This window comes from Pseudomonas sp. 02C 26 (genome assembly GCF_002843585.1).
Lineage (GTDB): Bacteria > Pseudomonadota > Gammaproteobacteria > Pseudomonadales > Pseudomonadaceae > Aquipseudomonas > Aquipseudomonas shirazensis.
This window is the reverse complement of sequence record NZ_CP025262.1, coordinates 5,015,974-5,042,447: the sequence shown is the minus strand read 5'-3', so window position 1 is coordinate 5,042,447 and position 26,474 is coordinate 5,015,974. Positions and strand designations below refer to the sequence as shown.

At 64.1% G+C, this 26,474-nt stretch carries 27 protein-coding genes; 14 read left to right on the top strand and 13 right to left on the bottom strand.

Going from position 1 to position 26,474, the window contains the following annotated elements:
• The first annotated feature begins 127 nt into the window (after positions 1–127).
• Positions 128–787: a glutathione S-transferase gene (locus CXQ80_RS23010; protein ID WP_101322631.1), complete on the top strand. Its 660-nt coding sequence runs from the start codon at positions 128–130 to the stop codon at positions 785–787.
• Positions 788–826: 39 nt separating this feature from the next.
• Here CXQ80_RS23010 and argH read toward each other — a convergent pair whose 3' ends face one another.
• Positions 827–2,221 (bottom strand): argininosuccinate lyase, encoded by a 1,395-nt coding sequence (gene argH, locus CXQ80_RS23005; protein WP_101322630.1) that lies wholly within the window; start codon positions 2,219–2,221, stop codon positions 827–829.
• A gap of 313 nt (positions 2,222–2,534) precedes the next feature.
• Between argH and CXQ80_RS23000 the strand changes: the two genes are divergently transcribed.
• From CXQ80_RS23000 to rsd, 7 genes are all read left to right on the top strand, one after another.
• Positions 2,535–3,284 (top strand): LytTR family DNA-binding domain-containing protein, encoded by a 750-nt coding sequence (locus CXQ80_RS23000; RefSeq protein WP_101322629.1) that lies wholly within the window; start codon positions 2,535–2,537, stop codon positions 3,282–3,284.
• 127 nt (positions 3,285–3,411) lie between these two features.
• Positions 3,412–4,353: a hydroxymethylbilane synthase gene (gene hemC / locus CXQ80_RS22995; RefSeq protein WP_101322628.1), complete on the top strand. Its 942-nt coding sequence runs from the start codon at positions 3,412–3,414 to the stop codon at positions 4,351–4,353.
• On the top strand, positions 4,350–5,117 hold the full coding sequence (locus tag CXQ80_RS25110; protein ID WP_224785571.1) for a uroporphyrinogen-III synthase: 768 nt from the start codon (positions 4,350–4,352) through the stop codon (positions 5,115–5,117). The genes hemC and CXQ80_RS25110 overlap by 4 nt, the downstream gene beginning before the upstream one ends.
• A 45-nt stretch (positions 5,118–5,162) precedes the next feature.
• Entirely contained in the window at positions 5,163–6,263 is a 1,101-nt protein-coding gene (locus CXQ80_RS25105) for a uroporphyrinogen-III C-methyltransferase (protein ID WP_224785570.1), read from the top strand.
• On the top strand, positions 6,260–7,498 hold the full coding sequence (locus CXQ80_RS22985; RefSeq protein WP_101322627.1) for a heme biosynthesis protein HemY: 1,239 nt from the start codon (positions 6,260–6,262) through the stop codon (positions 7,496–7,498). Before CXQ80_RS25105 ends, CXQ80_RS22985 begins: the two co-directional genes overlap by 4 nt.
• 222 nt (positions 7,499–7,720) lie before the next feature.
• Positions 7,721–8,227, top strand: coding sequence for a disulfide bond formation protein B (locus tag CXQ80_RS22980; RefSeq protein WP_101322626.1), 507 nt, complete (start codon positions 7,721–7,723; stop codon positions 8,225–8,227).
• A 228-nt stretch (positions 8,228–8,455) separates the two neighbouring features.
• A complete protein-coding gene (gene rsd / locus CXQ80_RS22975; RefSeq protein WP_101322625.1) occupies positions 8,456–8,926 on the top strand; it encodes a sigma D regulator in 471 nt (156 codons plus the stop codon).
• 9 nt (positions 8,927–8,935) lie between these two features.
• Here rsd and CXQ80_RS22970 read toward each other — a convergent pair whose 3' ends face one another.
• Positions 8,936–9,574, bottom strand: a complete 639-nt coding sequence (locus tag CXQ80_RS22970; protein WP_101322624.1) for an FKBP-type peptidyl-prolyl cis-trans isomerase — start codon at positions 9,572–9,574, stop codon at positions 8,936–8,938.
• 188 nt (positions 9,575–9,762) lie between these two features.
• Between CXQ80_RS22970 and CXQ80_RS22965 the strand changes: the two genes are divergently transcribed.
• Positions 9,763–10,752, top strand: coding sequence for an AlgP family protein (locus CXQ80_RS22965; RefSeq protein WP_101322623.1), 990 nt, complete (start codon positions 9,763–9,765; stop codon positions 10,750–10,752).
• On the opposite strand, the gene CXQ80_RS22960 is transcribed toward CXQ80_RS22965, so the two are convergent.
• Positions 10,728–11,210 carry a TIGR02444 family protein gene (locus tag CXQ80_RS22960; RefSeq protein WP_101322622.1) on the bottom strand — a complete coding sequence of 161 codons (483 nt, stop codon included), beginning with the start codon at positions 11,208–11,210 and terminating at the stop codon, positions 10,728–10,730. The genes CXQ80_RS22965 and CXQ80_RS22960 overlap by 25 nt on opposite strands.
• 50 nt (positions 11,211–11,260) lie before the next feature.
• Here CXQ80_RS22960 and CXQ80_RS22955 point away from each other — a divergent pair, with 50 nt between their 5' ends.
• The 5 genes from CXQ80_RS22955 (at position 11,261) to CXQ80_RS22935 (ending at position 15,592) form a co-directional block, all read left to right on the top strand.
• A complete protein-coding gene (locus CXQ80_RS22955) occupies positions 11,261–13,171 on the top strand; it encodes an ATP-binding cassette domain-containing protein (RefSeq protein WP_101322621.1) in 1,911 nt (636 codons plus the stop codon).
• Positions 13,171–13,758: a mechanosensitive ion channel family protein gene (locus CXQ80_RS22950; RefSeq protein WP_101322620.1), complete on the top strand. Its 588-nt coding sequence runs from the start codon at positions 13,171–13,173 to the stop codon at positions 13,756–13,758. The genes CXQ80_RS22955 and CXQ80_RS22950 overlap by 1 nt, the downstream gene beginning before the upstream one ends.
• 100 nt (positions 13,759–13,858) lie before the next feature.
• Complete coding sequence (locus tag CXQ80_RS22945) at positions 13,859–14,491, top strand: LysE family transporter (RefSeq protein WP_101322619.1); 633 nt, start codon at positions 13,859–13,861, stop codon at positions 14,489–14,491.
• Positions 14,492–14,640: 149 nt separating this feature from the next.
• On the top strand, positions 14,641–14,883 hold the full coding sequence (locus tag CXQ80_RS22940) for a DUF2789 domain-containing protein (RefSeq protein ID WP_101322618.1): 243 nt from the start codon (positions 14,641–14,643) through the stop codon (positions 14,881–14,883).
• Between the two features lie 70 nt (positions 14,884–14,953).
• A complete protein-coding gene (locus tag CXQ80_RS22935; protein ID WP_101322617.1) occupies positions 14,954–15,592 on the top strand; it encodes an NADH:ubiquinone oxidoreductase subunit N in 639 nt (212 codons plus the stop codon).
• 8 nt (positions 15,593–15,600) lie between these two features.
• Here CXQ80_RS22935 and CXQ80_RS22930 read toward each other — a convergent pair whose 3' ends face one another.
• The 10 genes from CXQ80_RS22930 to CXQ80_RS22885 form a co-directional block, all read right to left on the bottom strand.
• Positions 15,601–16,038: a CBS domain-containing protein gene (locus CXQ80_RS22930; protein WP_101322616.1), complete on the bottom strand. Its 438-nt coding sequence runs from the start codon at positions 16,036–16,038 to the stop codon at positions 15,601–15,603.
• A gap of 146 nt (positions 16,039–16,184) precedes the next feature.
• Positions 16,185–17,468, bottom strand: a complete 1,284-nt coding sequence (locus CXQ80_RS22925; RefSeq protein WP_101322615.1) for a VWA domain-containing protein — start codon at positions 17,466–17,468, stop codon at positions 16,185–16,187.
• Between the two features lie 8 nt (positions 17,469–17,476).
• Positions 17,477–18,706: a hypothetical protein gene (locus CXQ80_RS22920; protein ID WP_101322614.1), complete on the bottom strand. Its 1,230-nt coding sequence runs from the start codon at positions 18,704–18,706 to the stop codon at positions 17,477–17,479.
• 45 nt (positions 18,707–18,751) lie between these two features.
• Positions 18,752–19,255 (bottom strand): hypothetical protein, encoded by a 504-nt coding sequence (locus CXQ80_RS22915; RefSeq protein ID WP_101322613.1) that lies wholly within the window; start codon positions 19,253–19,255, stop codon positions 18,752–18,754.
• Positions 19,256–19,265: 10 nt separating this feature from the next.
• Positions 19,266–20,006 (bottom strand): hypothetical protein, encoded by a 741-nt coding sequence (locus CXQ80_RS22910; protein WP_371918890.1) that lies wholly within the window; start codon positions 20,004–20,006, stop codon positions 19,266–19,268.
• 20 nt (positions 20,007–20,026) lie between these two features.
• Entirely contained in the window at positions 20,027–21,475 is a 1,449-nt protein-coding gene (locus CXQ80_RS22905; protein WP_262500185.1) for a formylglycine-generating enzyme family protein, read from the bottom strand.
• Positions 21,476–21,566: 91 nt separating this feature from the next.
• Entirely contained in the window at positions 21,567–22,790 is a 1,224-nt protein-coding gene (locus CXQ80_RS22900; RefSeq protein ID WP_101322610.1) for an ABC transporter permease, read from the bottom strand.
• A complete protein-coding gene (locus tag CXQ80_RS22895) occupies positions 22,774–23,472 on the bottom strand; it encodes an ABC transporter ATP-binding protein (protein WP_101322609.1) in 699 nt (232 codons plus the stop codon). The genes CXQ80_RS22900 and CXQ80_RS22895 overlap by 17 nt, the downstream gene beginning before the upstream one ends.
• Before the next feature lie 6 nt (positions 23,473–23,478).
• Positions 23,479–25,437: a vWA domain-containing protein gene (locus tag CXQ80_RS22890; protein WP_101322608.1), complete on the bottom strand. Its 1,959-nt coding sequence runs from the start codon at positions 25,435–25,437 to the stop codon at positions 23,479–23,481.
• Positions 25,434–26,474 carry a hypothetical protein gene (locus tag CXQ80_RS22885; protein ID WP_101322607.1) on the bottom strand — a complete coding sequence of 347 codons (1,041 nt, stop codon included), beginning with the start codon at positions 26,472–26,474 and terminating at the stop codon, positions 25,434–25,436. Before CXQ80_RS22885 ends, CXQ80_RS22890 begins: the two co-directional genes overlap by 4 nt.

Genomic DNA, 26,474 nt, shown 5'->3' with positions numbered 1-26,474 from the left:
AGGGGGCTAGTTTGCCATGCCCGCGCCGGCAATGCCTGGCCATCTATGCCATGCATGACGCTGGTCATGGCGTAAGGGAGTGGTTATAACAGCCGGGCCATCCCCTCACGGCCTGGAGGCTGTCGCAATGCTCAAGCTCTACGGATTCCCTGTCAGCAACTACTACAACATGGTCAAGCTGGCGTTGCTGGAAAAAGCCCTGCCGTTCGAAGAGGTGCCGTTCGTTTCCGGCCAGACCCCACAAGTGCTGGCCATCAGCCCGCGCGGCAAGGTGCCGGTGCTGGAGACCGAGCATGGCTTTATCAGCGAAACCAGCGTGATGCTCGACTACATCGAGCAGACTCAGCCGGGCAAAGCCCTGCTGCCGGCTGATGCCTTCGGCCAGGCCAAGGTGCGCGAGCTGGTCAAGGAAATCGAGCTGTACATCGAGTTGCCGGCGCGTACCTGCTACGCCGAAGCGTTCTTCGGCCAGGCCGTCGAGCCGCTGATCAAGGAGCGCGCCCGCACCGAGCTGCTGGCAGGCTTTGCCACGCTCAAGCGCAATGGCAAGTTCGCGCCGTACGTTGCCGGTGAGCAGATGACCCTGGCTGACTTGATGTACGTGTTTTCGGTCGACCTTGCCTGCGCGGTCGGCAAGAAGGTATTGAATCTGGACTTTCTCGAGGACTTCCCGCAGGCGAGGGCGCTGCTGGAGTTGCTTGGCGAGAACCCGCACATGGCGAAAATTCGTGCAGACAAGGAAGCGGCGATGCCGGCATTCCTGGAGATGATCAGCAAACGCAAATGAGGGTGAAAAGGCGGGCTGCCGGGCAGCCCGCCATGACGCTTAGCGCGAAGCCAACAACGCCTGGCCACGGACCACGGCCGCACGCACCTGGGCAGGTGCAGTCCCACCAATGTGATTACGTGCATTAACCGAGCCTTCCAGGGTCAGCACGGCAAACACATCCTGTTCGATCTGATCGCTGAAGCGGCGCAGCTCTTCAAGGCTCATTTCGGCCAGGTCTTTGCCGCTGTCGACGCCGTACTTCACGGCGTGGCCGACGATCTCGTGGCAATCACGGAACGGCAGGCCACGGCGTACCAGGTAATCGGCCAGGTCGGTCGCGGTGGAGAAACCGCGCAGGGCCGCTTCGCGCATGATCGCGTGACGCGGTTTGATTGCCGGGATCATGTCGGCAAACGCCCGCAGCGAATCGCGCAGGGTGTCGGCGGCGTCGAACAACGGTTCCTTGTCTTCCTGGTTGTCCTTGTTGTAGGCCAGTGGCTGGCCTTTCATCAAGGTCAGCAGGCCCATCAGGGCGCCGAACACACGGCCGCTCTTGCCGCGCACCAGCTCAGGTACGTCGGGGTTTTTCTTTTGCGGCATGATCGAGCTGCCGGTGCAGAAGCGATCCGGCAGATCAATGAACTGGAACTGGGCGCTGGTCCACAGCACCAGCTCTTCGGAGAAGCGCGACAGGTGCATCATCGCCACGCTGGCCGCGGCGCAGAATTCGATGGCGAAGTCGCGATCGGAAACGCCGTCCAGCGAGTTGCCGGCAACCGCTTCGAAGCCCAGCAGCTTGCAGGTCAGCTCGCGGTCGATCGGGTAGGTGGTGCCAGCCAGCGCGGCGCTGCCCAGAGGCATGCGGTTGGTGCGCTTGCGGCAGTCGACCAGGCGCTCGTAGTCACGGCTGAGCATTTCGAACCAGGCCAGCAGGTGGTGGCCGAAGGTCACTGGCTGCGCGGTCTGCAGGTGGGTGAAGCCGGGCATGATGGTCTCGGCTTCACGCTCTGCCTGCTCCAGCAGGCCCTTCTGCAGGCGTGTGATTTCGCCTAGGATCAGGTCGATTTCGTCACGCAGCCACAGGCGGATGTCGGTGGCGACCTGATCGTTGCGGCTGCGTCCGGTGTGCAGTTTTTTGCCGGTGACACCGATGCGATCAGTCAGGCGCGCTTCGATGTTCATGTGCACGTCTTCAAGGTCGACGCGCCAGTCGAAGTTGCCGGCCTCGATCTCGGTCTGAATGGTCTTCAGGCCGTCGATGATGGTGTCGCGCTCGGCGTCGCTGAGTACGCCGACCTGCGCCAGCATGGTCGCGTGGGCAATCGAACCCATGATGTCGTGGCGGTACAGGCGCTTGTCGAAGTCGACCGAAGCGGTGAAGCGGGCGACGAAGGCGTCGACGGGTTCACTGAAGCGGCCGCCCCAGGACTGATTGGTCTTGTCAGTGCTCATGGATTCACTCGTTGAAGGCGTGAACGATAAAAAGTGGCGCCGATAATAACAGGGTTGCACTGCCCGCCGCAGGGCATCGGTCGCTAGAAACAGCAGGAAATCAACCGGCGAAGTTACTGCAAAGGATATTTACCGATTGAACGGCAGCGTTCCACGAAGCGTCTACAGTTTGACAATAGGCTGGCGCTGAATCTGTCAGACCAGTGAATCTTTGGCCATTGCATGGGTCTAGAGCGTGACTGCGGCGTCGGACTACCGAGCCCGGTTTACGCTTATTACTTGTGCGAGACTCATTCAGGAATCCAGCGCAACTATGAATGTCCTGATCGTTGATGACGAACCCAAAGCCCGCGAAGACCTCAGCCGCTTGCTCGGCGGGCAGGAGGGCTACACGGTACTGGAGCCCAGCGCCACCAATGGCGAGGAAGCTCTTGCCTTGATCGACAGCCTCAAGCCTGACGTGGTCCTGCTTGATATCGGCATGCCCGGCCTGGACGGCCTGCAGGTGGCTGCTCGCCTGTGCGAGCGCGAAGCGCCGCCAGCGGTGGTGTTCTGCACCGGTGATGACGAATACGGCAGCGAAGCGTTCAAGGACAGCACCCTCAGCCATGTCAGCAAGCCGGTGCAGCCGCAAGCCCTGCGCGATGCCCTGCGCAAGGCAGAAAAACCCAACCGCGCGCTGCTGGCGGCGCTGACCCGGCCAGCCACTGAAGACGGCGGCAACCCGCGCAACCACATCAGTGCGCGCACCCGCAAAGGCATCGAGCTGATCCCGCTGTCACAGGTGATCTACTTCATTGCCGACCACAAATACGTGACCTTGCGCCATGAGGCCGGTGAAGTGCTGCTGGATGAGCCGCTCAAAGCGCTGGAAGACGAGTTCGGCGAGCGTTTCGTGCGCATCCACCGCAACGCGCTGGTTGCCCGGGAACGTATCGAGAAGCTGCAGCGTACGCCGCTGGGGCATTTCCAGCTCTACCTCAAGGGCATGGGCGAGGATGCATTGATCGTCAGCCGCCGCCATGTAGCAGGCGTGCGCAAGATGATGCAGGGCTTGCACTGATCGCTCGCCCTTGGCGCCGCTGCGCTCGCGCGCACTGGCGCGGCACCACCGATTGCTGACCTGAGTCTGCAGGCAGGCCCCGAGTAGCTGCTATCATCGGCAGCATTTCTCTGCATCGGGGCGTTTCATGTCCACTCGCGAAATCCGCATTGCCACCCGTAAAAGTGCCCTTGCCCTGTGGCAGGCCGAGTACGTCAAAGCACGTCTGGAGCAGGCTCATCCAGGCCTGATCGTCAGCCTGGTGCCGATGGTCAGCCGTGGCGACAAGCTGCTCGACGCGCCGCTGGCGAAGATCGGCGGCAAGGGCCTGTTCGTCAAAGAGCTGGAAACCGCCCTGCTCGAGAACGAAGCCGACATCGCCGTGCATTCGATGAAAGACGTGCCCATGGACTTTCCTGAAGGCCTGGGCCTGTACTGCATCTGTGAGCGTGAAGACCCGCGCGATGCCTTCGTTTCCAATACCTACGCAAGCCTTGACGCATTGCCTGCAGGCAGCATCGTCGGCACCTCCAGCCTGCGCCGCCAGGCGCAGTTGCTGGCGCGCCGACCGGATCTGCAAATTCGCTTCCTGCGCGGTAACGTCAATACCCGTCTGGCCAAGCTTGATGCCGGTGAATATGACGCGATCATTCTGGCCGCGGCGGGCCTGATCCGCCTCGGCTTCGAAGACCGCATCAGCGCCAGCATCAGTGTCGACGACAGCCTGCCGGCCGGTGGCCAGGGCGCAGTCGGCATCGAGTGCCGCAGCGCCGACAGCGAAATCCACGCCCTGCTGGCGCCGCTGCACCATGTCGACACCGCCGACCGAGTGGTGGCCGAACGTGCCTTGAACAAGCACCTCAACGGCGGTTGCCAGGTGCCGATCGCCTGCTACGCCGTGCTTGAAGGCGAGCAGTTGTGGCTGCGCGGGCTGGTTGGCCAACCCAGCGGCGGGCTGCTGCTGGCAGCCGAAGCACGGGCGCCGCGGCTGCATGCCGAAGCGCTTGGCGTTCAGGTTGCCAAAGACCTGCTTGAGCAGGGCGCCGAGGCGATCCTCAAGGAAGTCTATGGCGAGGCCGGCCATCCGTGAGCGGCTGGCGCCTGCTGCTGACCCGGCCTGAAGAGGACTGTGCGGCACTGGCGCAGACCTTGGCGGCCGCCGGCATCGCCAGCAGCAGCCTGCCCTTGCTGGCGATCGAGCCGGTCACTGTGGATGACGCGCAACGCCAGCTGCTGAGCCAGCTGGCGAATTACCAGGCATTCATCGTGGTGAGCAAGCCCGCTGCGCGCTTGCTGCTGGCCAACTTGGCCAAAGCCGGCCTGGTGCCGCCGTCCAACGCCTGGTTCAGCGTCGGTGAGGCCACTGCGCAGGTATTGCAGAACGCCGGGCTTTTGGTGACATTCCCTTCCCAGGGAGACGACAGTGAGGCCTTGCTTGGCTTGCCCGAGTTGCGCAAGGCTGTCGCCGTTCCTACGCCGCGTGTCCTGATTGTCCGCGGGGTAGGGGGTCGTGAACTGCTGGCAGAGCGTCTTGCCGAGCTAGGTGCTAGTGTCGATTATCTGCAACTGTATCGTCGCTGCCTGCCGGATTACCCGCCCGATACCCTGCGCGAGCGGGTCGATCGGGAACGCTTAAACGGCTTGGTGGTCAGCAGTGGGCAGGGTCTTGAACATTTGCGCCAGTTGGCAGACGCCGATTGGCCGCGCCTGGCGCGCTTGCCGTTGTTCGTGCCGAGCCCGCGCGTAGCCGAGCAGGCCCGCGCGCTGGGTGCACAACAGATTGTGGATTGCCGTGGCGCCAGTGCCGCGGCCTTGCTGGCAGCTGTGCAGCGCAGCGCTGCACCTGCCTCTTAAGGCGCTAAGCTCAGAGCGACGCGCCCCCATGCAAAGGATGGATACGTGAGCGAAACTGTCTTGTCGCAGAATGAACAGCCTTCGGTGCTCGACGCGCCGCAAACCCCTGTCAGCCCGCCGGCCAAGCGCTCAGGCAATGGCATTGCCGTCGTTGCCCTGCTGCTCGGCGCAGCCGGTGTTGCGGTAGGCGGCTGGGGTGTCTGGCAAGTGCGCCAACTGCAGGGCAATGAGCTGGGTCAAAGCCAGCGCATGGAAACCTTCAGCGAGCAGACCGCAGCGTTGCAACAGCGCGATCAGCAGATCAGCGCACAACTTGCCAGCTTGCCGCCGGCCAGCGAGCTGGAGGACCGCCGGCGCCTGGTGGCGCAGTTGCAGGGCGACCAGCAGCGCTTGAGCCAGCGGCTCGATACGGTAATGGGCGAAAGCCGCAAGGAATGGCGCCTGGCCGAAGCCGAGCACCTGCTGCGCCTGGCGACCTTGCGCTTGTCTGCACTGCAGGATGTGACCAGCGCCAAAGCGCTGGTAGAAGGTGCCGACGAGATTCTCCGCGAACAGAGCGACCCAGGTTCATTCGCCGCCCGCGAGCAGCTGGCCCGCAGCCTGGCCACACTCAACAGCACCCAGCAGCCAGACCGCACTGGCCTGTTCCTCAAGCTGGCGGCGCAGCGTGAGCAGGTGCAGCAGCTCAGTGCCCAGTCGCCTGAATTCGACAGCAGCGCAGACGCCATGGGCGCGCTGACTGCGGATGGCGATGCCAGCAGTCGCTGGTCGCGCTGGTGGGCCGAGATATCCAAGTACTTCCAGATCGAATTCGATGCCGACAACAATGTTCGCCCACTGCTGGCTGGGCAGTCGCTGAATCAACTGCGCCTGGCCCTGAGCCTGACCATCGAGCAGGCCCAATGGGCGGCCCTGAACGGCGAAGCCAAGGTTTATACCCAGGCGCTGGATGATGCTCGCAGCGTACTGCTGGCCAACTTCAACGCCGACAACCCGCAAAGCAAGGCCATGCTCGACAGCCTCAACGCCCTGGCCGAGCAGCCAGTGTCGGTGGTCACCCCTGACCTCAGCGAAAGCCTGGCGGCGGTACAGGCCTACATTCAGCGCCGCCACCTGCCGGCCAACGCCGAAGGGGGCAAGCCATGAAGCGAGTCTATCTGCTCGCGGTGCTGGCAATCGTGGTTGCCGCAGCGCTGGGCATCGCCGTGGCCAAGCACAGCGGCTACGTGATGGTGTCCTACGGCAGCTTCCGCTATCAGTCCGGTCTGTGGGCCGCCTTGGGTGGCTTGATCGGCCTGATCGTAGTGCTGTGGCTGTTGCGCTACGTGCTTGGCCTGATCCTGAGTTCGACCGGGGTGGTCAACCCATGGTCGCGGCGCAATCGCCGCCGGCGCACGCGCATCGCCATCGAACAGGGCCAACTGGACCTGGCCGAAGGTCGTTGGGCCAGCGCGCAGCGTCACCTGCACCGCGCCGCTGAAGCCGAGCGCCAGCCGCTGTTGTATTACCTCGGCGCCGCCCGCGCGGCGAACGAGCTGGGCCGCACTGAAGAAAGCGACAACCTGCTGGAGCGCGCGCTCGAGCGTCAACCCCAGGCCGAACTGGCGGTGGCATTGACCCACGCCCAACTGCAGATGAATCGCGGCGACAGCGACGGTGCCCTCGAAACCCTGCTGGCGATGCAACAGCGCCACCCGCATAACGGTCAGGTGCTGCGCCTGCTGCAGCAGTTGCACCTGCAGCGTGGCGACTGGCCGGCGCTGATTCGGCTGCTGCCTGACCTGCGCAAGGGCAAGGTATTGCCAGCCACTGAGTTGGCTGCACTGGAGCAGCGTGCCTGGGGCCAGAACCTGAGCATCGCCGCGACACGTGGTGATGATGCGGTAGCCGCCCGGCAGGCGCTGGAACGCGCCTGGCAGCAGCTGACCGCCGCGCAGCGCCAGGAGCCGCAGTTGGTGCTCGCCTACGCTGAACAGCTGCGTCAGGTCGGCGCTCAGGGCGAAGCCGAGCAGGTCTTGCGTGCGGCACTCAAACGCCAGTACGAAAGCCATCTGGCCCGGCTGTACGGGCTGATCCGTGGTGATGACCCAGCGCGCCAGCTGCAAACCGCCGAAGGCTGGCTCAAAGAGCACGCTCAGGACCCGAGCCTGCTGTTGACCCTAGGCCGCTTGAGCCTGCAGAACCGCCTATGGGGCAAGGCGCGCGATTATCTTGAGAGCAGCCTGCGTTTTGAGCGCAACCCGGAAACCTGTGCCGAGCTGGCGCGGTTGCTGGCGAGCCTGGGTGAAACCGAACGCAGCAACCAATTGTTCCAGGAAGGCCTTGGCCTGCTCGACGAGCGCCTGCTGGCGCTGCCGTTGCCAGACGGCGCCCGAGCTTGACCGACCCTTGGGTCTGCGCAAGCCGCGCAGGCCCAAGGGCTGGTATCTAATCTGAAGCGGTGAAGTCAATTTGCGATGACCTCCTTCGGAAATTTCCCACAGCAATCGGTAAACTTTCCTCAGCAATCAGAGACTTGTCCCGACTGTATTGCCTTGAAACAAAGTGCCCATTTCCTCTACCGTCTCAAGCCACGTCATTGACTCCTCCGGGACCCCATCGCCATGCCGCTGGCCCGTTTTCGTACTCTATTTTTCCCAGGCTTGCTGGCCTCGCTGGCGATCCTGTTTGCCGCTTTCGCCCTCGAAAGAAACCTGGGGTTGCTGCCCTGCTCGCTGTGTTCCGGCCAGCGCCTGCTGCTGGGCCTGTATGCGCTGGTCTGCCTGGTTGCGCTGGTGCATGCCCCGCAGCGTCTCGGTTGGCTGGTCTACACGATGCTGGCATTGGCCTGCTCCGCCAGCGGCGCGCTGTTGGCGGCGCGGCAGGTCTGGCTGCAGGGCTCGGAGTTTGCTCATGGCGCCTGCCTGCAGCCGCTGCCGACGGTGTTTGAGCAGCCGTGGCGGCAAGCGTTGGAAACCCTGCTCAAGGGTGGCCCTGACTGCGGCGCGTTGTCCTGGAGCTTTCTCGACCTGACCTTGCCCGAGTGGAGCCTGCTGGCCTTCCTGCTGCTGGCAGCGCTGCCGCTGTCGCGGCTGGTGGCTGATCGTTTGCGCCGCCTCGCCCAACATTGATCCAGCGCAAGCTTGGCGCATGGTTCGACCGGCGGCGCGCTATCAAGGGATGAAACGCTTGTATGAACTTTGTCCGATGCGTACCTTGATGGGTAGCACGTGCGGGAATAATCTCCCAGCACGGACACTGAAAACACAACTGCTCGATGCCGTACTGCTGACGTCCCTTTGTCGCGCACCTTTGCGCAACGAGGTGCAGCGGCATCTACCCAGAAGGGAAGAACTGCCATGCTCGATAGTTGCCAGAATGCCCAGGAACGCTGGGGCGGGGTCCACAAGCTGATCGATCGCTGGCTGCTGGAACGCCAGGAGCTGGTGGTGGCTTTCCGCGCACTGCGCGACGCCAAGCCAGCCTTCGCTGACAAGGCGCAGAGCCGTGATTTCTGCGGCGTGTTGGTCGACTATGTATCGGCTTGGCATTTCGAAGTGTTCGAGCAGCTGCTCAGCGAGGCCAAGGCCTTCGACGACAAGCGCGCCCTGGCGCTGGCCGAAGACATGACCCCACGCATCACCGACATCACCCAGATCGCGCTGGACTTCAACGATCACTGTGACAAGGCCGAGTGCAACGACCCTGAGCGCTTCGCCCAGACCCTGCAAGCACTGGGCGGCCATCTGCGCGAACGCTTCGAGCTGGAAGACTGCCTGATCGAAGTGCTGCACACCGCACACAAACAGGAAGCTGCACTGCAGGCCTGATCGCCTCGATCAGTCGGCCACTGCCAGCAATTCGATTTCAAATACCAACGGGGTGTAGGGTGCGATCAGGTCGCCCGCCCCGTCGGCGCCGTAAGCCTGCGCCGAAGGGATCACCAAACGCCATTTGGCTCCCGCCTTCATTTTTGGCAGCGCCGCCTGCCAGCCTTCGATCACCGAGTCCAGACTGAACCACTGCGGTTGCTGGTTCTGGTCGAACACCGAGCCATCCGGCAGACGTCCTACGTAGCGCACTTGCACCTTGCCGCCGGGCTTGGGCTGCGCGCCAGTGCCTGCCTGTAACTCGCTGTAAAGAATTCCTTCAGGTAACTCATGGGTGCCGGCTCGGCCGCGTTCATTGGCCATGAAGCGGATTTCAGCCGCTTGTGCCTGGCTGCCCTGGGCCTCGGTTTCATGCTGCTCGAGCAGGCTTTGCATCTGTGCTTGATCGAGCCGCAGCGGCTTGCCTTGGTAGGCCTGGCGCAGGCCTTCGACCAGGGCTTCCAGTTGCAGGTCAGGGACCTCCTGACGCAGCCGCTCACCGAGGCTCGCGCCCAGGCTGTAGGCCATATCCTGATCGGTATTGCTGGCCGGCGCGGCAACACTCAATGGCGCGAGCAGGCAGAGGCTGAGCAGAAGATAACGGGACACGATCGACTCCGGACGCGATGGCCAAGTAGCAACAGCCGAACAAGGGCCAACTACACTTGCTCGAGCTGCACCATAACAACTTTGCCCAGGCATGCAACGCGGCCCCAGCAATACTGTCAAGATGCCCTAGCGGCGGTAGCAGCAGAAGCATAGTATGAGCCGCAATCTCATCAGCCAGGAGGTAAACCATGTCGGCCAAGAAGAAGCCAGTAAGTACGCCGTTGCACCTGCTCCAGCAACTTTCCGGTAGCCTGCTCGAACATCTGGAAGATGCCTGCTCGCAAGCGCTGGCGGATGCAGAGAAACTGTTGGCAAAGTTGGAAAAACAACGCGGCAAGGCGCAGGAAAAACTGCACGGTTCGCGGCTGAAACTGCAAGACGCTGCCCAGGCTGGAAAAGCCAAGGCGCAGAACAAGGCGCACAAGGCTGCCAGCGAACTTGAAGAAGTGCTCGACTCGCTCAAAGAGCGTCAATCGCAGACCCGCATCTACATCCAGCAGCTCAAGCGCGATGCGCAGCAGAGCCTGAAAATCGCTCAAGGCGTAGGCAAGGTCCGTGAAGCAGCCGCCAAGGCCCTCGAGCAACGCACTGTTGCCGAACCTGCTGCCAACAAGGCGCCAGCCAAAGCAGCCGGCAAGACCACTGCCAGCAAAGCTCCAGCCAAAGTCGCTGCGGTCAAACCCGCCGCCAAGCCAGCTGCTGCCAAAGCGCCTGTTAAAGCTGTCGCCAAGCCGGCTGCCAGCAAGGCACCAGCCAAGGCCGCTGCAGCCAAGCCTGCCGTTGCCAAAGCACCGGCCAAAGTAGCTGCCAAGCCCACTGCCAGCAAAGCCCCAGCGAGGACTGCCGCTGCCAAACCGGCGGCTGCCAAAGCGCCAGCCAAACCTGCCGCTGCCAAACCCGTTGCCGCCAAGGCTGCAGCCAAACCTGCTGCTGCCAAGCCCGCAGTCAGCAAGGCACCAGCTAAAGCCGCTGCAGGCAAACCCGTCGTTGCCAAAGCACCGGCCAAGGCCGCAGCAACCAAACCGGCTGCCAAGCCAGCTGCCGCCAAGCCAGCCGCTGCGAAAACAGACGACGCCAAAGCCAGCACCGCAGCAACCAGCACCAACTCGGCAGCACCAGCGGCAACGCCTGCTGGAGCGGCCAACACCCCAGCTCAGTCGCCGTCTTCGGCGTCCTGAAGGGCTGACGCTGCGGCGCGCAATTGATCCAGCGCGCCGTGGTCGCGGCACAGGTCCGGCGCCAGCCGGACCAGCCAATCGTCCGCGGTCTCGTCCGAGCCTGCGGGCCATTGCTGCGAGCACGCCTGCAAACGCTCGAGCAAGGTTCTTTCAGCCTGTAGTTCCAAGCCCTTCAACTGCTCCCGCAACAGTGCCAGCGCGGCATCGCCCTGCGCTGCCATACGCCATTGCTGACGCAGCGTGCGCAGTGGTTGGACCACCTCGATTCGCCACGGCTCAGCTAACCCCAGCAGGGCGCACACGCGCTCATCGCTGACGCGTGCCCGGCGCGCATGCAGCCAGCTTGCGCAGAGCAGCAGGCACACGTCGGCGCCGTCCTCCTGCAGTTGCAGGCAAGCCGCTTCAACTTCGGGCCGGGCGTACAGGGCCAGGGCATAATTCCACAGGTCGGTGTGCATGGTTCCACTCGCGCTAGCGGCCGAGGAAGCTGGTAGACTCCGCGACCATCATGATCAGACTAACCAACCTCACTTTACAGCGTGGTCCGCAGCGCCTGCTAGATAGCGCCGAGATGACGCTGCACGCCGGTCATAAAGCCGGCCTCATCGGTGCCAACGGCGCCGGCAAATCCAGCCTGTTCGCCTTGCTGCGCGGCGAGCTCACGCCCGACGGCGGCGATTGCCAGCTGCCCGGCGACTGGCGCATCGCGCACATGCGTCAGGAGGTCGATACCCTCGAGCGCGTGGCAGTCGACTATGTGCTCGATGGCGACCTGCGCCTGCGTCAGGTCCAGGCCGAGCTGGCAGTGGCCGAGCAAGCCCACGACGGCACTGCGCTGGCCCGCTTGCACAGCGAACTGGAGGGCGCCGACGGTTATACCGCCGATGCCCGTGCACGCAAGTTGCTGGCCGGCCTTGGCTTCAGCAACGAGCAGATGGACCGCCGCGTCGGCGACTTCTCCGGTGGCTGGCGGATGCGCCTGAACCTGGCGCAGGCCCTGATGTGCCCGTCCGACCTGCTGCTGCTCGACGAGCCGACCAACCACTTGGACCTGGACGCCATCCTCTGGCTGGAAGACTGGCTCAAGGGCTACCCGGGCACGCTGCTGCTGATCTCCCACGATCGCGACTTCCTCGATTCGGTGGTCGACCACGTGCTCCACGTCGAGCAGCGCAAGCTGACCCTGTACAAGGGTGGCTACAGCGCCTTCGAACGCACCCGCGCCGAACGTCTGGCCCAGCAGCAACAGGCCTACGAGAAGCAGCAGGCGCAGCGCGCGCACATGGAAAAGTACATCGCCCGCTTCAAGGCGCAAGCGACCAAGGCCCGTCAGGCGCAGAGCCGGATCAAGGCCCTGGAACGCATGGAAGAGCTGTCGGCAGCGCACGTCGACTCGCCGTTCGACTTCGTCTTCCGCGAATCGCAAAAAATCTCCAGCCCCTTGCTCGACCTTTCCGAAGGCCGTCTGGGTTACGGCGACACCGCCGTGCTGGAGAAGGTCAAGCTGCAGCTCACGCCGGGTGCGCGGATCGGCCTGCTCGGGCCCAACGGTGCCGGCAAGTCGACCCTGATCAAGAACCTTGCCGGCGAACTGCAGCCGCTGGGCGGGCGCCTGGTGCGCGGTGAGAACCTTTCGGTTGGCTATTTCGCCCAGCATCAGCTGGACTCGCTGGACGACAAGGCCAGCCCGCTGCTGCACCTGCAGCGGATTGCCCCGACCGAGCGCGAGCAAACCCTGCGCGACTTCCTCGGCGGCTTCGACTTCCACGGCCCGCGTGCCGAGGAGCCGGTGGTGAACTTCTCCGGTGGTGAAAAAGCCCGGCTGGCCCTGGCCCTGATCGCCTGGGAACGGCCCAACCTGCTGCTGCTCGACGAACCGACCAACCACCTCGACCTGGAAATGCGCCTGGCGCTGACCATGGCTTTGCAGGAGTTCAGCGGGGCAGTGGTGGTGGTCTCTCACGATCGTCACCTGCTCAAGAGCACCACCGACGACTTCCTGCTGGTTGCCGACGGCAAGGTCGATACCTTCGACGGTGACCTTGATGACTACAGCCGCTGGCTGATCGACTACCGCCAGCGTAACGCGCCGGTCAGCAGCACCCCGGTCAACCCGGACAAGACCGACAAAAAGGCCCAGCGTCAGGCCGCCGCAGCCCTGCGCCAGCAACTGGCACCGCACAAGCGCGCTGCCGACAAGCTCGAAGCCGAGCTGGGCCAGGTGCACAGTCAGCTGGCCGAGATCGACACGGCCCTGGCCGACAGCGGCCTTTACGAGCAATCGCGCAAGGATGCTCTGCGTGACCTGCTCGGCCGTCAGAGCAAACTCAAGCAGCGCGAAGCCGAGCTTGAAGAAGCCTGGATGGAGGCACTTGAGCTGCTCGAAAGCATGCAGGCCGAACTTGAGGCGTTGTCCTGATGGAAGACCTGCACGGCCTGCTGCCGGGGCAATGGATGGACTCGCTGTGGCTAGGCGCGCAGATTCTGCTGATCCTCGCCGCAGCGTTCATCCTGCAACGTTTTGTCGGCCGTTGCCTGAGCCGGCTGGGCGAACGCTATCCACTGCCACCAGAATTGCTGGTACCGGTACGTGGCGGCCTGCGCTGGCTGATCATGGGCAGTGCTCTGCTGTTTGTGCTGGAGCGTCTTGGCGTCTCGGCCACCGTGCTCTGGACCGCGCTTTCAGGGTTTGTCGCCGTAGCGGCGGTGGCGTTCTTCGCCATGTGGAGCGTGTTGTCCAACCTGCTCTGCGCCGTGCTGATCTTTACTGTCGGCCCGTTTCGTATCGGTGACGTCGTCGAGCTGGTGGAAACCCTCGACAAGCCGGGCGTGAAGGGCCGAGTGATTGCGATCAACCTGCTGTTCACCACCCTGATGGAAATGCCCGATGCCGGCGGCGCGCTGGTGCAGGTGCCGAATAGCCAGTTCTTCCAGAAGTGCGTACGGCGCTGGCGTGGCAGCGAGGTGCCGGGTGTGGCCAAGGATGTTGCTGTCCAGGCTGACTGACGTTAGCCGCACCTGCTGCAAACCCACAAAAAAACGCTGGTGATTTCGCCGCCAACCTCTTAGCTTAATGTTTTGCAACATATCCGCTATGAGGTGCTACATGTCGATGGAAACGTGGTTGGCGTTCTTTGCCGCGTGCTGGGTGATCAGCCTGTCGCCGGGGGCGGGGGCGATTGCCTCGATGTCCAGCGGCCTGCAGTACGGTTTCTGGCGCGGTTACTGGAACGCCCTGGGCCTGCAACTCGGTCTGTTGCTGCAGATCGCGATCATTGCAGCCGGCGTCGGCGCCATCCTCGCCGCCTCGTCTACGGCGTTTCAGGTGATCAAGTGGTTCGGCGTGTTCTACCTCGTGTACCTCGCCTACAAGCAATGGCGCGCGCTGCCCATGGATATGAGCGCCGAGTCGCCGATACGGCCGATCGGCAAGCCGCTGAGCCTGGTGTTCCGTGGTTTGCTGGTCAATGTCAGCAACCCCAAGGCACTGGTGTTCATGCTCGCCGTGCTACCGCAGTTCATCGACCCGCATCAGGCGCTGCTGCCGCAGTACCTGACGATTGCCGCGACCATGGTCTGCGTCGACCTGCTGGTGATGGCTGGTTACACCGGGCTGGCCTCGCGGGTGCTGCGGCTGCTGCGCACGCCTAAACAGCAGAAGCGCCTGAACCGTACCTTTGCCGGGTTGTTTGTCGGCGCTGCAGCTTTCCTCGCCACACTGCGCCGGGCGCCGCTGTGACGCTTGTCGGATAAAAAGTGCAAATTGCTTCGACCTTGAGTGGCCTGGCTGGTGTCTATCTTTGAGCAAGGTGGCTGCGGCCACCTCATCTCTCACTCAACCAGCGCCAGGCCGGCGTCGTCGACGGCCAGCTTGGCGAGGAGGCACCCATGGAAGCACCGACTCATCAGTTTGCCGAACTGTTCATGCAACTGGGGCTGGACCACGATGCGCAGAGCATCGACCAGTTCATCACCTCGCACTCGCCGCTGAAAAACGAAATCAAGCTGGTCGATGCGCCGTTCTGGAGCGACTCGCAGCGCGCATTCCTCAAAGAAGCGGTGCTTGAGGACGCCGACTGGGCAATCCCCTTTGATCAACTCAACGAAGCCCTGCGTCGCCCCCGCAAATAAAGCGCCGAGCGGCACCTGATGGGTGAAGTGGCGTTGCTATGCTGAGGTAAAACAACAAGGGGATAGCGTGATGAAAGATCCCTATGCAGCCGGTTTCTGGTGCCTCCTGGCAATCCTCGGCACCCTGACCACCGGCTACTTCTACGGTATCCGGCACACCCATCAGCTGAACCAGGCCGTACAGTTTCTGTACGCCGCTGCTGCGGTCACCGCGGCAGCGGCGCTCTGCGGGCTGGCCTGGATCGCCTGGCAGCACTTGCAGCTGAACAGGCGCGAACTCAGCCAAGGCCATACCCTGGTCACCATCTGGAACACCAAAGTTGCCCTGCGCCGGGTCGAAACCGTGTTCGACCGCTATTTCTGGGGCAGTTACTGGCACTCCGGGCGCACCTTCGAAGAGGTCATGGGCGAGCTCAAGGGCACGCCGCTGGAGCAAAGCCTGGATGCGCTGAAGTGCCAATGCCGCGAGCTCGACCGTGAAATCCACGACCCGCACCAGCACTGGCTGGCATTTGCCCGCGACCTTTCCAGCGTGGCTACGGCCATGGCCCGTGAGCGCTACCAGCTGGATCTGGGCGACGGGCCGGTGGCCGGCAAGGGCGGCACGGCAGTGCTCAACCGTGATCTGGAAGTGCTGGTGTACACCTGGTCAGCGCGCCTGCGCAGCTTCGACCATCAGCTGGACGAGCTGGAAAGCGCCTATCACTGAAACAACCTTCACTCGCCGCGAATGTACTGTTGCAGCTGGCTGATCAGGTTGGCCTGCTCGGTAATGGTTTCCTTGACCAGGTCGCCGATCGACAGCAAGCCGAGTAGCTTGCCCTCGCTGACCACCGGCAGGTGGCGCAGATGGCGGTCGGTCATCAGTTGCATGCACTCATCGAGCTTGGTTTTGGGCTCAACCGTGATCACCGCTGCGGTCATGATCTCGGCCACTGTAGTGAACGGCGACGAGCGGCCTTTGAGCATCAGCTTGCGCGCATAGTCACGTTCGCTGACGATGCCCACCACGCGCCCGTCTTCAACCACCGGCAAGGCACCGATGTTTTTTTCCGCGAGCAGCTTCAGCGCCGCCAGCACCGACTCGGTTGGGCCGATGGTGTAGACGGTCTGGTGTTGTGCCTTGCTCTTGAGGATTTCGTCGACGGTTTTCATGCAGGCCTCGGTGCGCGAATGGGGGGATGCTCAGGTAAATAAAGCATCCGCCAAGGCGCCTTGCACGGCAACGCGGAAAACGGCATGGAGTCGATTGAAAAACGTCATGGCTGCAAACGGGCGCACGGCGTGCGCCCGTTTGCGCTTCAGCAGCCGTTGCCCTGCGAGACTTCGCGGCTGGCTTGTTCCAACGCGGCGGCCACCGCAGCTGCATCATCAGCGGTATACACCCGGCCACCGGTATTGCTGGCAGCGCAGTTGGAACCGGTGCTGGCACTGATGTTGACGATGTTGATCCGCAGCCGTGGCTGGTTCTGGGCGATCTGCTCGGAGACCTTGCAGATGCTGGTGCCACAGCTGTCGCGGCCGTCGACGAACATCACGATGACGCCGTCGCGCTCACGCCCGTCCATGCTGGCCGCTGCCGCCTCCAGGCTGACCCCGAGCGCAGTGCCGCCGCGTGCGTTGAGCGTGGCGATACGGTCGATCAGATCTGCGCGCTGGTCACGTGCGAACACGCCATGATCGACGGGCGACTTGCAGCCATTGAAGGTCACCAGGCGCATCGCCACCTTCGGGTCGAGGTCTTCGATGACCGCGCCCAGGGCCGTCTTGGCCACGTTCAGGCGGGTCGTCGGCGGGGCCTTGCCCGACGGCAGAAACTGCTCGACCACCGGGATCTTCGCCAGCAGGCTGATGTACCACGGGTCGTCTGCGCGCTTGACGCGGATGCGTTCGTTCATCGAGCCGGAGGTGTCCAGCACCACGGCGAACTCCGAAGCCTGAAAGCCAGCGCCCGGCGTGCACATGGCGCTGTGATCGGCCTGCCAGCGCGCCCACAGCATTGGCCAGTTCAACCACAGCGCATAGAGCAACGCCAGCAGCAGGCCGAACAGCAGCCATGGCCACAGCCGCAGGCGCCGCGCAGGTACGGCCTTGGGCGGTGGCGCAGGCCTGGGCTGCGGTGCCGGCCTGGCTGCGGGCGGCGCCGGCTTGGGTGCTGGTGCAGGCGGTGGCGGCGGCGGTGGCGCGGCCACCGGCACGGCCTGCCCCCAGCGGATCACTAGCGGTTCGCCGTTGATGCTGTAGAGGTTGCCCAGATCAGGCGGCGCGATCAGGCTGCGCAAGGCGCCTGCTGCCTGGGTCTGACCACGCTGCTGCAGCTCGTTGGCCAACTGACCGACTGCGGCCTGGCGCTCTTCATAGCGTTGTAGCAGCGCTGCCTGCTGGTCGCGGCCCAGCTCGGCATACACATGCGGCTGGCCTTCCAGCGGCGACCACCACTCCAGCACACCATCACGCCCCTGGCGGGGAATGGCATATAGGTGAGCAATGGCCGGCGGGAAGTGCTGGCGGATCAACGCTACCCGCTGCTCGAGTGCAGCGGCGGCGTCCTGGCTGGCGTGGCTGTCGCGGTTTACCCGTTGCATCGATCGTCCTAGTTGCAGTTGTTGCTGCTGGAAACTTCCTGGCTCGCCTGTTTCAGCGCGGCCGCCACTTGCACGGCGTTATCGCCGCTGTAGACCCGGCCGCCGGTGCTGTCGGCAATGCAGTTGGCCAGGCTGTTGTTGCTGATATTGACCAGATTGACCCGCAGCCGCGGCTGCTCCTGGGCGATGCGCTGAGCGACTGCACAGACATCCTCGCCACAGCCATCGGCGCCGTCGACGAACATTACGATCACGCCATCGCGGTCGCGGCCGTTCATGCTTTTTGCGGCAAGCTCGAGGCTGGCGCTCAAGGCGGTGCCGTCGTTCGGCACCAGGCCCTCTATGCCGCTGATCAGCGCGGGGCGCTGGGCCGGGGTGAACAGGCCATGGTCGAGCGGCGCTCGGCAGCCGTCGAAGGTGATGAAGCGCGTGTCGATGGCCGGGTGCAGATCATCGACCATCTGCTTGAGGCTCTGCTTGGCGACATCGATGCGTACCGGCGCGCGGGTAACCTCGGCGACTCGCGCCTGGTCGATGGCGGGGTCGGCGATGTTCTGGAAGAACCACTGCTCGTCCTCCGCCGTCGCTGCGACGCTCAGTAGCATCGAACCGGAGGTATCCAGCACCACCGAGAACTCCGGGGGCAGCGCCTGATCGTCTTTCATGCAGGCAAATTTGGCCGGCTCGCGCTGTTCATACCAGCGTTGCAGGTACGGCCAGCCTAACCACAAGGCCAGGGCCAGCAGCAACAGGCCGAGCAAGGGCAGCAGGAACCACGGCAACCAGATCCAGCGGCGCGGGCGCGGTGCGGGCACTGGCGCTGCCGCCACCGGTGCTGGCTTGACCGGCGCCGGCTGTGCCCAGCGCACCAGCAGTGGCTCGCCATTGACGCTGTACAGGTGCTCAAGGTTGGCCGGGCCGATCAGCGCGCGCAGCACGCTCGCCTCCTGCTCCTGGCCACGTTCCTTCAGCTCGCCGACCAACTGGCGCAGGGCGTCCTGGCGCTGGTCATAGACGCGCAGCAAGTTGGTCTGCTGCTCGCTGGCGAGGTCGTGATAGCGCTGCGGCTGGCCTTCCAGCGGCGACCACCATTCACGCACACCGTCCTGGCCGGTGCGCGGGGTGGCGTAGAGATGAGCGATGCTGGCCGGGAAGTGCCTGACGATGATCGCCATGGCCTGTTCCAACACCCGCGGATCGTCCTGCGCGGGTCGGGTATCGCGGGTGACCCGCTGCATGTGGATATCCTGAAAAAGGATCGGCAGCCGTAGCTGCCGAAGGGCTTACTCGTAACCCAGGCTCAGCTGTAAACGGCTGACCTGTTGCTGCAGGGCCTTGAGCTCCTGCTTGCGCGCTTCGACCTGCGCGCTGCTGGCGTTCTGCATTGGCGCCGCCTGGCGGTTCTTCAGCTGTTGCTCGAGGCTGGCGATCTGCTGCTGCACCTCCTGCTTGTTGCCATGGCGGCTCTTGAGCGTGGCCAGCAGCCCGTTCAGGGATTTCTCCAGGTTGGCCTGCTGGCGTTGCTGGCCGGCCAGGTCCTGGCGGGTCGAGCTCTGCAGGGCGCTGAGCTCGCTGAACACCTGATTGAACTGGCGGTTCTGCTCCTGCGCGGTGACCAACTGCTGCTCGCTGTTGCGCACGCCTTCGGCATAGCCGCCGCCGTAGTCGCAATTGAGCTTGCTGACCAGGCTGGCGCTATTGTCGGTAGCGTTGCACTGCGAGGCAGTGGTGGCGCAACCGCCGAGGCTGGCGAGCAGGGCAAGGCCCAGGCAATGACGAAGTGACATGGGCTGTTCCTTAACCGAGGGTGATCGCGGAGCGCTGGTTGTAGAGGCCGTCGACTTCCTGCTGCAGGGCGACGACTTTGTTGTTCATCTTGGCGATCTCGGCCTCGACCTTTTGCACTTCGGCCGGGCTGGCACCACCGTCACGCTCGAGTTTGGCGACCTTCTCGAACTCGGTGACGCGGCTTTTCATGTTGCCCAGGTCTTTGCGCATCAGGCCGATGTTGGTATCGACATTGGCGATCTCCTGCTGCGCCTTGGCCTTGTCGAGAGTCTTGGCCTTGATGCTCTTCTGGATGTCGGCAATCTGCTGTTTGTCGTCGGCAATCACCCGCTGCAGGGTGTTGCTGCGCTCGACCACCTTGGCGTTTTCTTTCTGCACTTCGCCGGTCATCGCGTTCAGCCGCTGGGTAGTGTCGGCGTACTGCGTGCGGCGCTGGTCGAGGTAGTAGTTGGCGCCCATGGCCACACCGCAAGCGGCAACCCCGGCGATCACCGCGCAGGCAGCCTTGTTGCCCGAGTTGGACAGTACGCAGGCGAGCACGCCGGCACCGGCGGCCACGGCGCAGGCCTGGTATCCCGAAGTGCTGAAGAATTTGGCGTCGGCGCCCGAGGTCAGGCGCGGGTCGGCCTTGCCGCCGCCGCTGTCACCAAGCATCGAGCTGCCGGTGCTGGCGCAGCCGGTCAGGACCAGGCAGGCGGCCATCATCAGGCTCATCCAGGAGCTGCTACGAGCGGTTTTGCTGTGCATCACGATTACGCTTCCTTGTGGTGTCAGTGGGCGACGGCTTTGCAGCTGTTCAGCCAGGCGTTGGTATCAATTTTCTGCGACTTGAGGAACGACACCTGGTTGGCCCAATGGGCGCGCAGGTACGGCGTCAGTTCCTTGAGATTGTTGTTGGCGGTAAGCACCCCTTCGAGCACCGGCACCTGCGCTTCGAGCAGGCTCTTGCCATACAGCGAGCCGGATTCGACCAGCGAGCTTGCGTAGTAACGGCTGAGCTTGTGCAGGCGCGCGCTTTGCTCGTCGAGCTTGCTCTTGCGCATGCCGCAGGTTGGGTCTTCTTCGCCGGCCTTGCAGTTGGCGGCGTAGTTTTTCTGCAGGAAGTCCAGGTACTGGCCGTCGTCGAGCATCTTGGTGCAAAGGAACGCACCCAGGTTGAGGCTGGCGCGGATGGCCTGGTCGCGGGCTTCCTGTTGCTGCTGGTTGCTCGCGCGCAGCTGGTTTTCGACGGTTTTCAACTGACCCTTGAGGGCCTCGTCCTGCACGCTGGAGGCCAGCGCTTCGAGGGCCTTGACCGTGCCTTTGTCCTTGCTGTCGGCGGCCGGCTGGTCGTTACCGAGGCTGCTCCAGCTCTTCTCGATGGCCTTGACCCGTTCGCGTGAGGTCAGGGTCGGCGACACCAGCGCCAGGCGCATGCCGTTGGTTTTCTTGGTCACCGCGCCTTCGGCGTTGTAGTAGGGCTCTTCCTGACGCAGGGCAGTGCGCAGCTCGGCTTCGCTGGTCAGGTAGTTGCCACCACGCACGACATAGCCGCCGGCCTGGCCGTGCTGGCGGTCGAGTTTGTTCAGGCGGAACGGTTCGAACATCATCTCGCTGGCGTTGCCGAGCATGTCATGCAGGCCCAGCGGATTGGGCTTGAGCAGGCCGCTCAACTGCAGCTGGCCGTTGGCCGATTGCGCACCGGCAAACCATTCGTGGGCGTTCAGGCCGTCAGCCATCGGGTAGCGAATGTCGCGAAATTCGGCGGTGCTGACCTGCAATCCACCGCGTGCGGCAAACTCCCACTCGACTTCGGTCGGCAGGCGCACGAAGCCCTGCGCGCCGTCTTCGCGGGGCAGCTTGTCGGCAGCATTGGCGCGCAACCAGCGGTTGTACTTGTCGGCGGCCTGCAAGGCGTCCAGCCAGCTGATCGAGACCACCGGCAGGCGCTGTTTGTTGGACGGTGTCGGGCAGGTTTCGTCGGTCAGGGCGCGGTATTGCAGCTGGGTCATCTCGTACTTGGCCAGCAGGTAATAGCGCGACTTGTCGCCCTTGGCGCTGGTGAAGCTGCCGGCGATGAAGGCTGGTCGGGTCTGCTCGACATAACCGTACTCGGCACTGTCGGCGCCGATGTTGATCGGGTAGTCGTCGAGCGGCCCGACCACCGGGATCAGCACCTTGCGAAACACCATCGCGCCGTCACACGGCATCGGCAGCACGACATCGTCGGCATCGGCCATGGGGTTGTAGAATTTCTCGTCCCAGCTCGCTGCTGCGGCGTCCAGGGCGAAGCCAAGCGCGAGGGGCGCCAGGGCCAGGCGAGCAAAGGTTTTACAGTTCACGCAGACTCTCCGCAGGTTGGATCCGTATCGCCCGCACGGCGCCGATCAAGGCAACCAGGCCAGCGACCAGCAAGGCCAGCAGCAGGGCCACCAGGCCATGCCAGACAGTGATATGGCAAATAAAGGCGCCGGTCGCCTGGCTGCTGCCGAGCAACTGGTCGAACAGCAGGCTGCCCAGGTAATAACAGGCCAGCCCGCCGACAAACCCGGTCAGGCTCAGCAGCAGCGCTTGCAGCACCACGTAGACGGCCACCGCGCTGCTGGTGAAGCCGAGCAGGCGCAGCACCGCCAGGTCGCGGCGTTTGCGGTCTATGTTGGCCAGAAACGCCCCCACCAACGAGGCAATGCAGCCGATCAGGGCAGCGCCGGCGATGACTCCGAAGATCAGCCCCAGCACATGGTTGATGGCTTTGACGCTGTCGATTTCAGCCAGCCGGCTGCTGGTCTCGATGCGCTGTTGATTGAGCCACTGCTCCAGCGGCGCGACGCTGTCGATATCGCGTGCATAGACCCGCGCACGGGCATAGCCGACTCCGACCGCCTCCAGCGACTGGCCGCTGCCGGCGCCCAACGCAGGCACCAGATAGCCGTCGCGGTAATGCTCAAGATCCAGCAGCAGCTCAGGGCTGACGAACGCCGCCGGGCGGGCAAAGCGCACAGCGGCGACAATCGCCTGCACGCGCAGAGTGCGCTCGCCACGTTCATTGACTTCGTTGAGGCGGCGACTGACGCGCAGGCGCACGCTGTCGCCGACCTTGGCTTCGAGGCGCTGTGCCGCGCGCTCGCTGAGGATCAGTTGATCGGCTTGCAGTGCGCTGAATTCGCTGGCCAGCAGCGGGTCGTTGGCTGCGGTGGGGATCACTTCGACGTTGTCGACAAAGCGCCCACGCTCGCCAAGCAGGTCGGCCTGGGTATTCAGCGAGCGGGTCTGGCCAATCGCAAAGCCAACCTCGGGCCGTTGTTGCAGGCGTTGCAGCCAGGCCTGGTCGTAATGGCCGCTGCTGAGCATCTTCACTTCGAGGTTGCGCGGGTCGCTGAGCAGCTCCTGCTGCAATTGGCTGACTACCCCATGCTTGAGGCCGAACAGCAACAGCAACGGCGCGATCACCGCCACCAGCGACGCGGCCATGCACAGCGACACGTTGCGGTCATGCCAGAGGTCGGCCAGCGACAGCCTGACCAGCAGCGCCAGGCGCTTATACCAAGGGTTCAAAACGGGTCTCCCCCTGGCCATTGATCGCGCCCAGACGCGGCAGGCCAAAGCGCTCGACCAGCGCCCAGTCGTGCGACACCAGCAAGGCGCTCAGGCCCAGTTCGGCAACCAGCTCCAGCAGCAACTCGAACAGCCGCTGCGCGTTGTGTGGGTCAAGCGCGGCGGTTGGTTCGTCGGCCAGCAGCACCCGCGGTTCGTGGGCGATGGCGCGCACGCAGGCGACCCGCTGGCGCTCACCGATCGACAGTGCCTGCGGCAGTTTGTCCAGCAATGGCGTCAGGCTCAGCGCTGCGACGGCTTTGTCGACCGCATGGCTGTGCGCGTCCAGACCGAGCAGACGGCGCGGCAAGAGGATGTTGTCGCGCACGCTGAGAAACGGCAGCAAGCCGCCGCTCTGCAGGACGAAACCCAGCTCGCGCGAGCGCAGTGCAGCCAAGGCCGCGTGCTGCTCGCTGGCCAGCAGCCGAGCAACGTCGTGCTGCTCGCTGCCGAGCCGGTAGCAGTCCAGTCGCTCAGGCTTGAGCAGCAGGCCGATGGCTTCGAGCAGCGTGCTCTTGCCGCAGCCGCTCTCGCCGTTTACCGCCCACACCTCGCCCGCGCGCAACTGCAGCGCATCCAGGCGCACGGCGTGTGACTGTGGTCCCTGGCCGCGGACCACACGCAATCCCTTGATCTCGAGCATAAGTGGTCAGGGCATCATTTCCAGAGGAACCGGGTAGACGTTGTCGCGGCTGTCGGCGCCCGGGGCCAGCGCCACCCAGCGGTCAACATCGGCGTTGTAACGCTGGTAGTGGCGCAGCTTGGTGCTCAGGTTGCGGATGAATTTCTCCTGGGCCAGGCCGTCCCAGCCTTTCCAGGTTTCTTCATCGAGGTTGAGCACTTCGCTCTGGTACGGCAGGCCATCGAGGTACTCGCCGAGCACACCGAGGTCGGCCACGCGGGCGTCTTGCTTGAGCTGGTTAGGGTCGGCGCCCATGGTTGCGGCCACGGCGCGCAGGCGGGTGAACATCTCGCTGGGCGAGATCATGCCTTCGTTGGCGGCGTCGAGGATCTGCTTGAGCACGTCGCTGAGGTCGCTCAGCTGCGCCTTGGTCAGCAGCACCCGCACATCGGTGGTGGGCACGTTCTGCTTGATCGGGTCACGGTCGCTGATCCACGCCTCGAACACCGGCGGCGCCTGGGTGCCGCTGGCCTTGCCCAGGTACGCCAGCTGCATCGCGTGGCCAATCAGCGCGGCGTCTTCGAGCATTTTCTGCTCGGCGGGGCTGGCCTTGGCATTGGTGGCGCTGCCAACGGCGTCTTCGCCCATGTACGCCGAACGGACCTGCTGGGTGATGGCGCCAGCGAGGCTGTCGACCTTGCGGCCGAACTCGTCGACATCACCGGCATTGACCGGGTAGTACAGCGAGGTGTTGGTGCCGGGGTAGGTCGACAGGGCGCGGTACTGCGCTTCGGCGCTGCCGTGGTTCTTGGCCCCGCTTGGGGTCTTCAGGTGCAAGGTGTACAGAGCAACGCCAGGGTTGCTGGCTTCGATCTTGACCTGCTCGGCGCCAAGGCCGGTGCTGGACAGTTTGTCGCCGCCATCCAGCGCGCCGGCATCGGTGATCAGCACCACGTAGCGCGCGCCAAACTGGCTCCAGTCGACCTTGTCGACCGCATGCATGACCCCGGCATAGGCGTCTTCATCGAAGACCTTGCTGGAGACCTTGGCCTGCTTCAGGTCCGCCACCTTGCTGAGGAAGTCGGCACCGTCCTTGACCGTGTTGGGGTCGGCGTACATCTTGCTGACGTACTCCAGGCCCGGCACTGCCTGGGTGCTGGAACGGTAGGCGATCAGGCCGAACTTGACCTGCTGGCCGAGGTTCTCCTTCTCGATCTGGGCGTAGACACGCTTGATCGCTTCGCGGGTGCGGTCGATGTACGGGTCCATCGAAATGGTCGAGTCGATGACGAATACTACCGCCGCGCTGAACGCTTTCATCTGGGTGTTGGCGGCAGCCTGGCTGGCAGCACTGCCGGCCGCAGGTGCCGCGCTGCTGGCCGCGTCGGCCTTGCTCACCGAGGCGACGTTGAGGATGCGCGTGCGGAAGCCTTCTTCAGTCATCACTTCTTCGCCGCTCAGGACCGGCAGCAGGTAGAAGTTTTTCTGCAGGTCGACGAAGTACTCCGGCTCCTGGGCCAATACCCCAGGCGCTTCCTTGCCGTTCTTGAGCTGGGCGCGCAATGGCGCCACCTTGCTGACCGGGTCGGGCGCATCGAGGATGCCTTCGAGCTGGCTGCGGTCTTTGAAGAACATCAGCCGGTCGCGGTTGGCCGGGTTGGTGAAGGCCAGGGTCAGCTGCATTTTCCATTCGACAGTGCAGTCACCCGGCAGCCAGCCGATGCTCTTGCCCTGGGTATCCGGGCCGACGCGCAGCCACTGGCGGTTGTCCACCGCCGCGCGCTCGTACACATAAAAGCGGCTGAAGGTCGGCTGGGCGCTGCCCGGCGCCGCGCCGGCGGCATCGCTGAGCTTGCAGCCGGGGGTGGTCAGCACGCGCTGGAACAGGGTTTTCTTGCCCTCTTGCAGCAGCGGCTTGTCGGCCGCGTGCAGCACCGGGCTCAGGCTCAAGGCCAGCAGGGCGGCGCCAAGGCTGCGCAGGCTCATGGTTTGAGCTCCTCGAAGCGTTGCTTGGCTTCGGCGTTGTTCTCATCGAAACCGAGAATGGTCTCGTACCAGTAGGCTGCGGTGGCGTTGTCTGGCGCCTTGAAGCATTCGCTGGGCTGGTGGTACTTGGGGTCGTACTCGCGGGCATAGGCACTGGCGATTTCGATGTCGCCGCCCTGGGCGCGGTTGGCGTAAAGCCGCTGGGCAACGCCGCAGTGGTTGCTGGCCTTGGCCTGGTTGATCACTTCCAGCAGCGCGGCCGAGCCTGGGGCGTTCTGGATGCAGGCCTGGACGAACGGGATCTCGCCTTCGCTCTGCATGCTTTCCAGGGTGCAGGGCAGGGCGGCAGTGGGCGCAGGGGGCGCTGGCTGTTCGGTCTTGGGCTCGGGCTTCGGTGCTTCGACCGGTGCGGTTGGTTGTTTGTTGAACCACCACCAGGCGCCGCCTGCGGCGAGCAGCAACAAAACCACCAGCAACAGCGGCAGCAGCCAGCGGTTGCCGGTCTTGGCCGGAGCAGGGGAGATCGGCTTGCTGATATTGATTACCGGCTCTGGGGTCGGCTCCGGTTCAACGGCTGTGGTTACAGGTTCTTCAGGCACGCTGACTGGCGCTGGCGCGATCGGCTCAGGTGCGGGTGGAACCGGCAGCGGGGGCGGAGTCTGCTGTGGTGCACCCGAAGTCGACGGCAGTACCTCGTTGTTGATGCGCAGCATGCCCATGTCGCTCTGGCCTTGCTGCGGATCGCTCAGCTCCACGCGGAAGTTGGCGGTGCCGCTGGCTTCCAGCAAGGGGTCGATCAGCTCAGGACCAATGCGCGTTTCCAGGCCCGGCGCGCCGTCCACCGGCTGCAAGGCATCGAGCTTGAAACCATGGGCGACGTTGCCCCAGCGTGCGCCGGGGTGGAGGAACTCGTGGGTCTGGCTGCTCTGCAGGGACAGCTCCAGGCCGTCACTCGCGCCCTCCCAGCCGGTGATCCGCAGCACGGCATGGCCCGGCGTGTTCACGGTCAGTGGCAGCACATCAACTCTGATACCCAT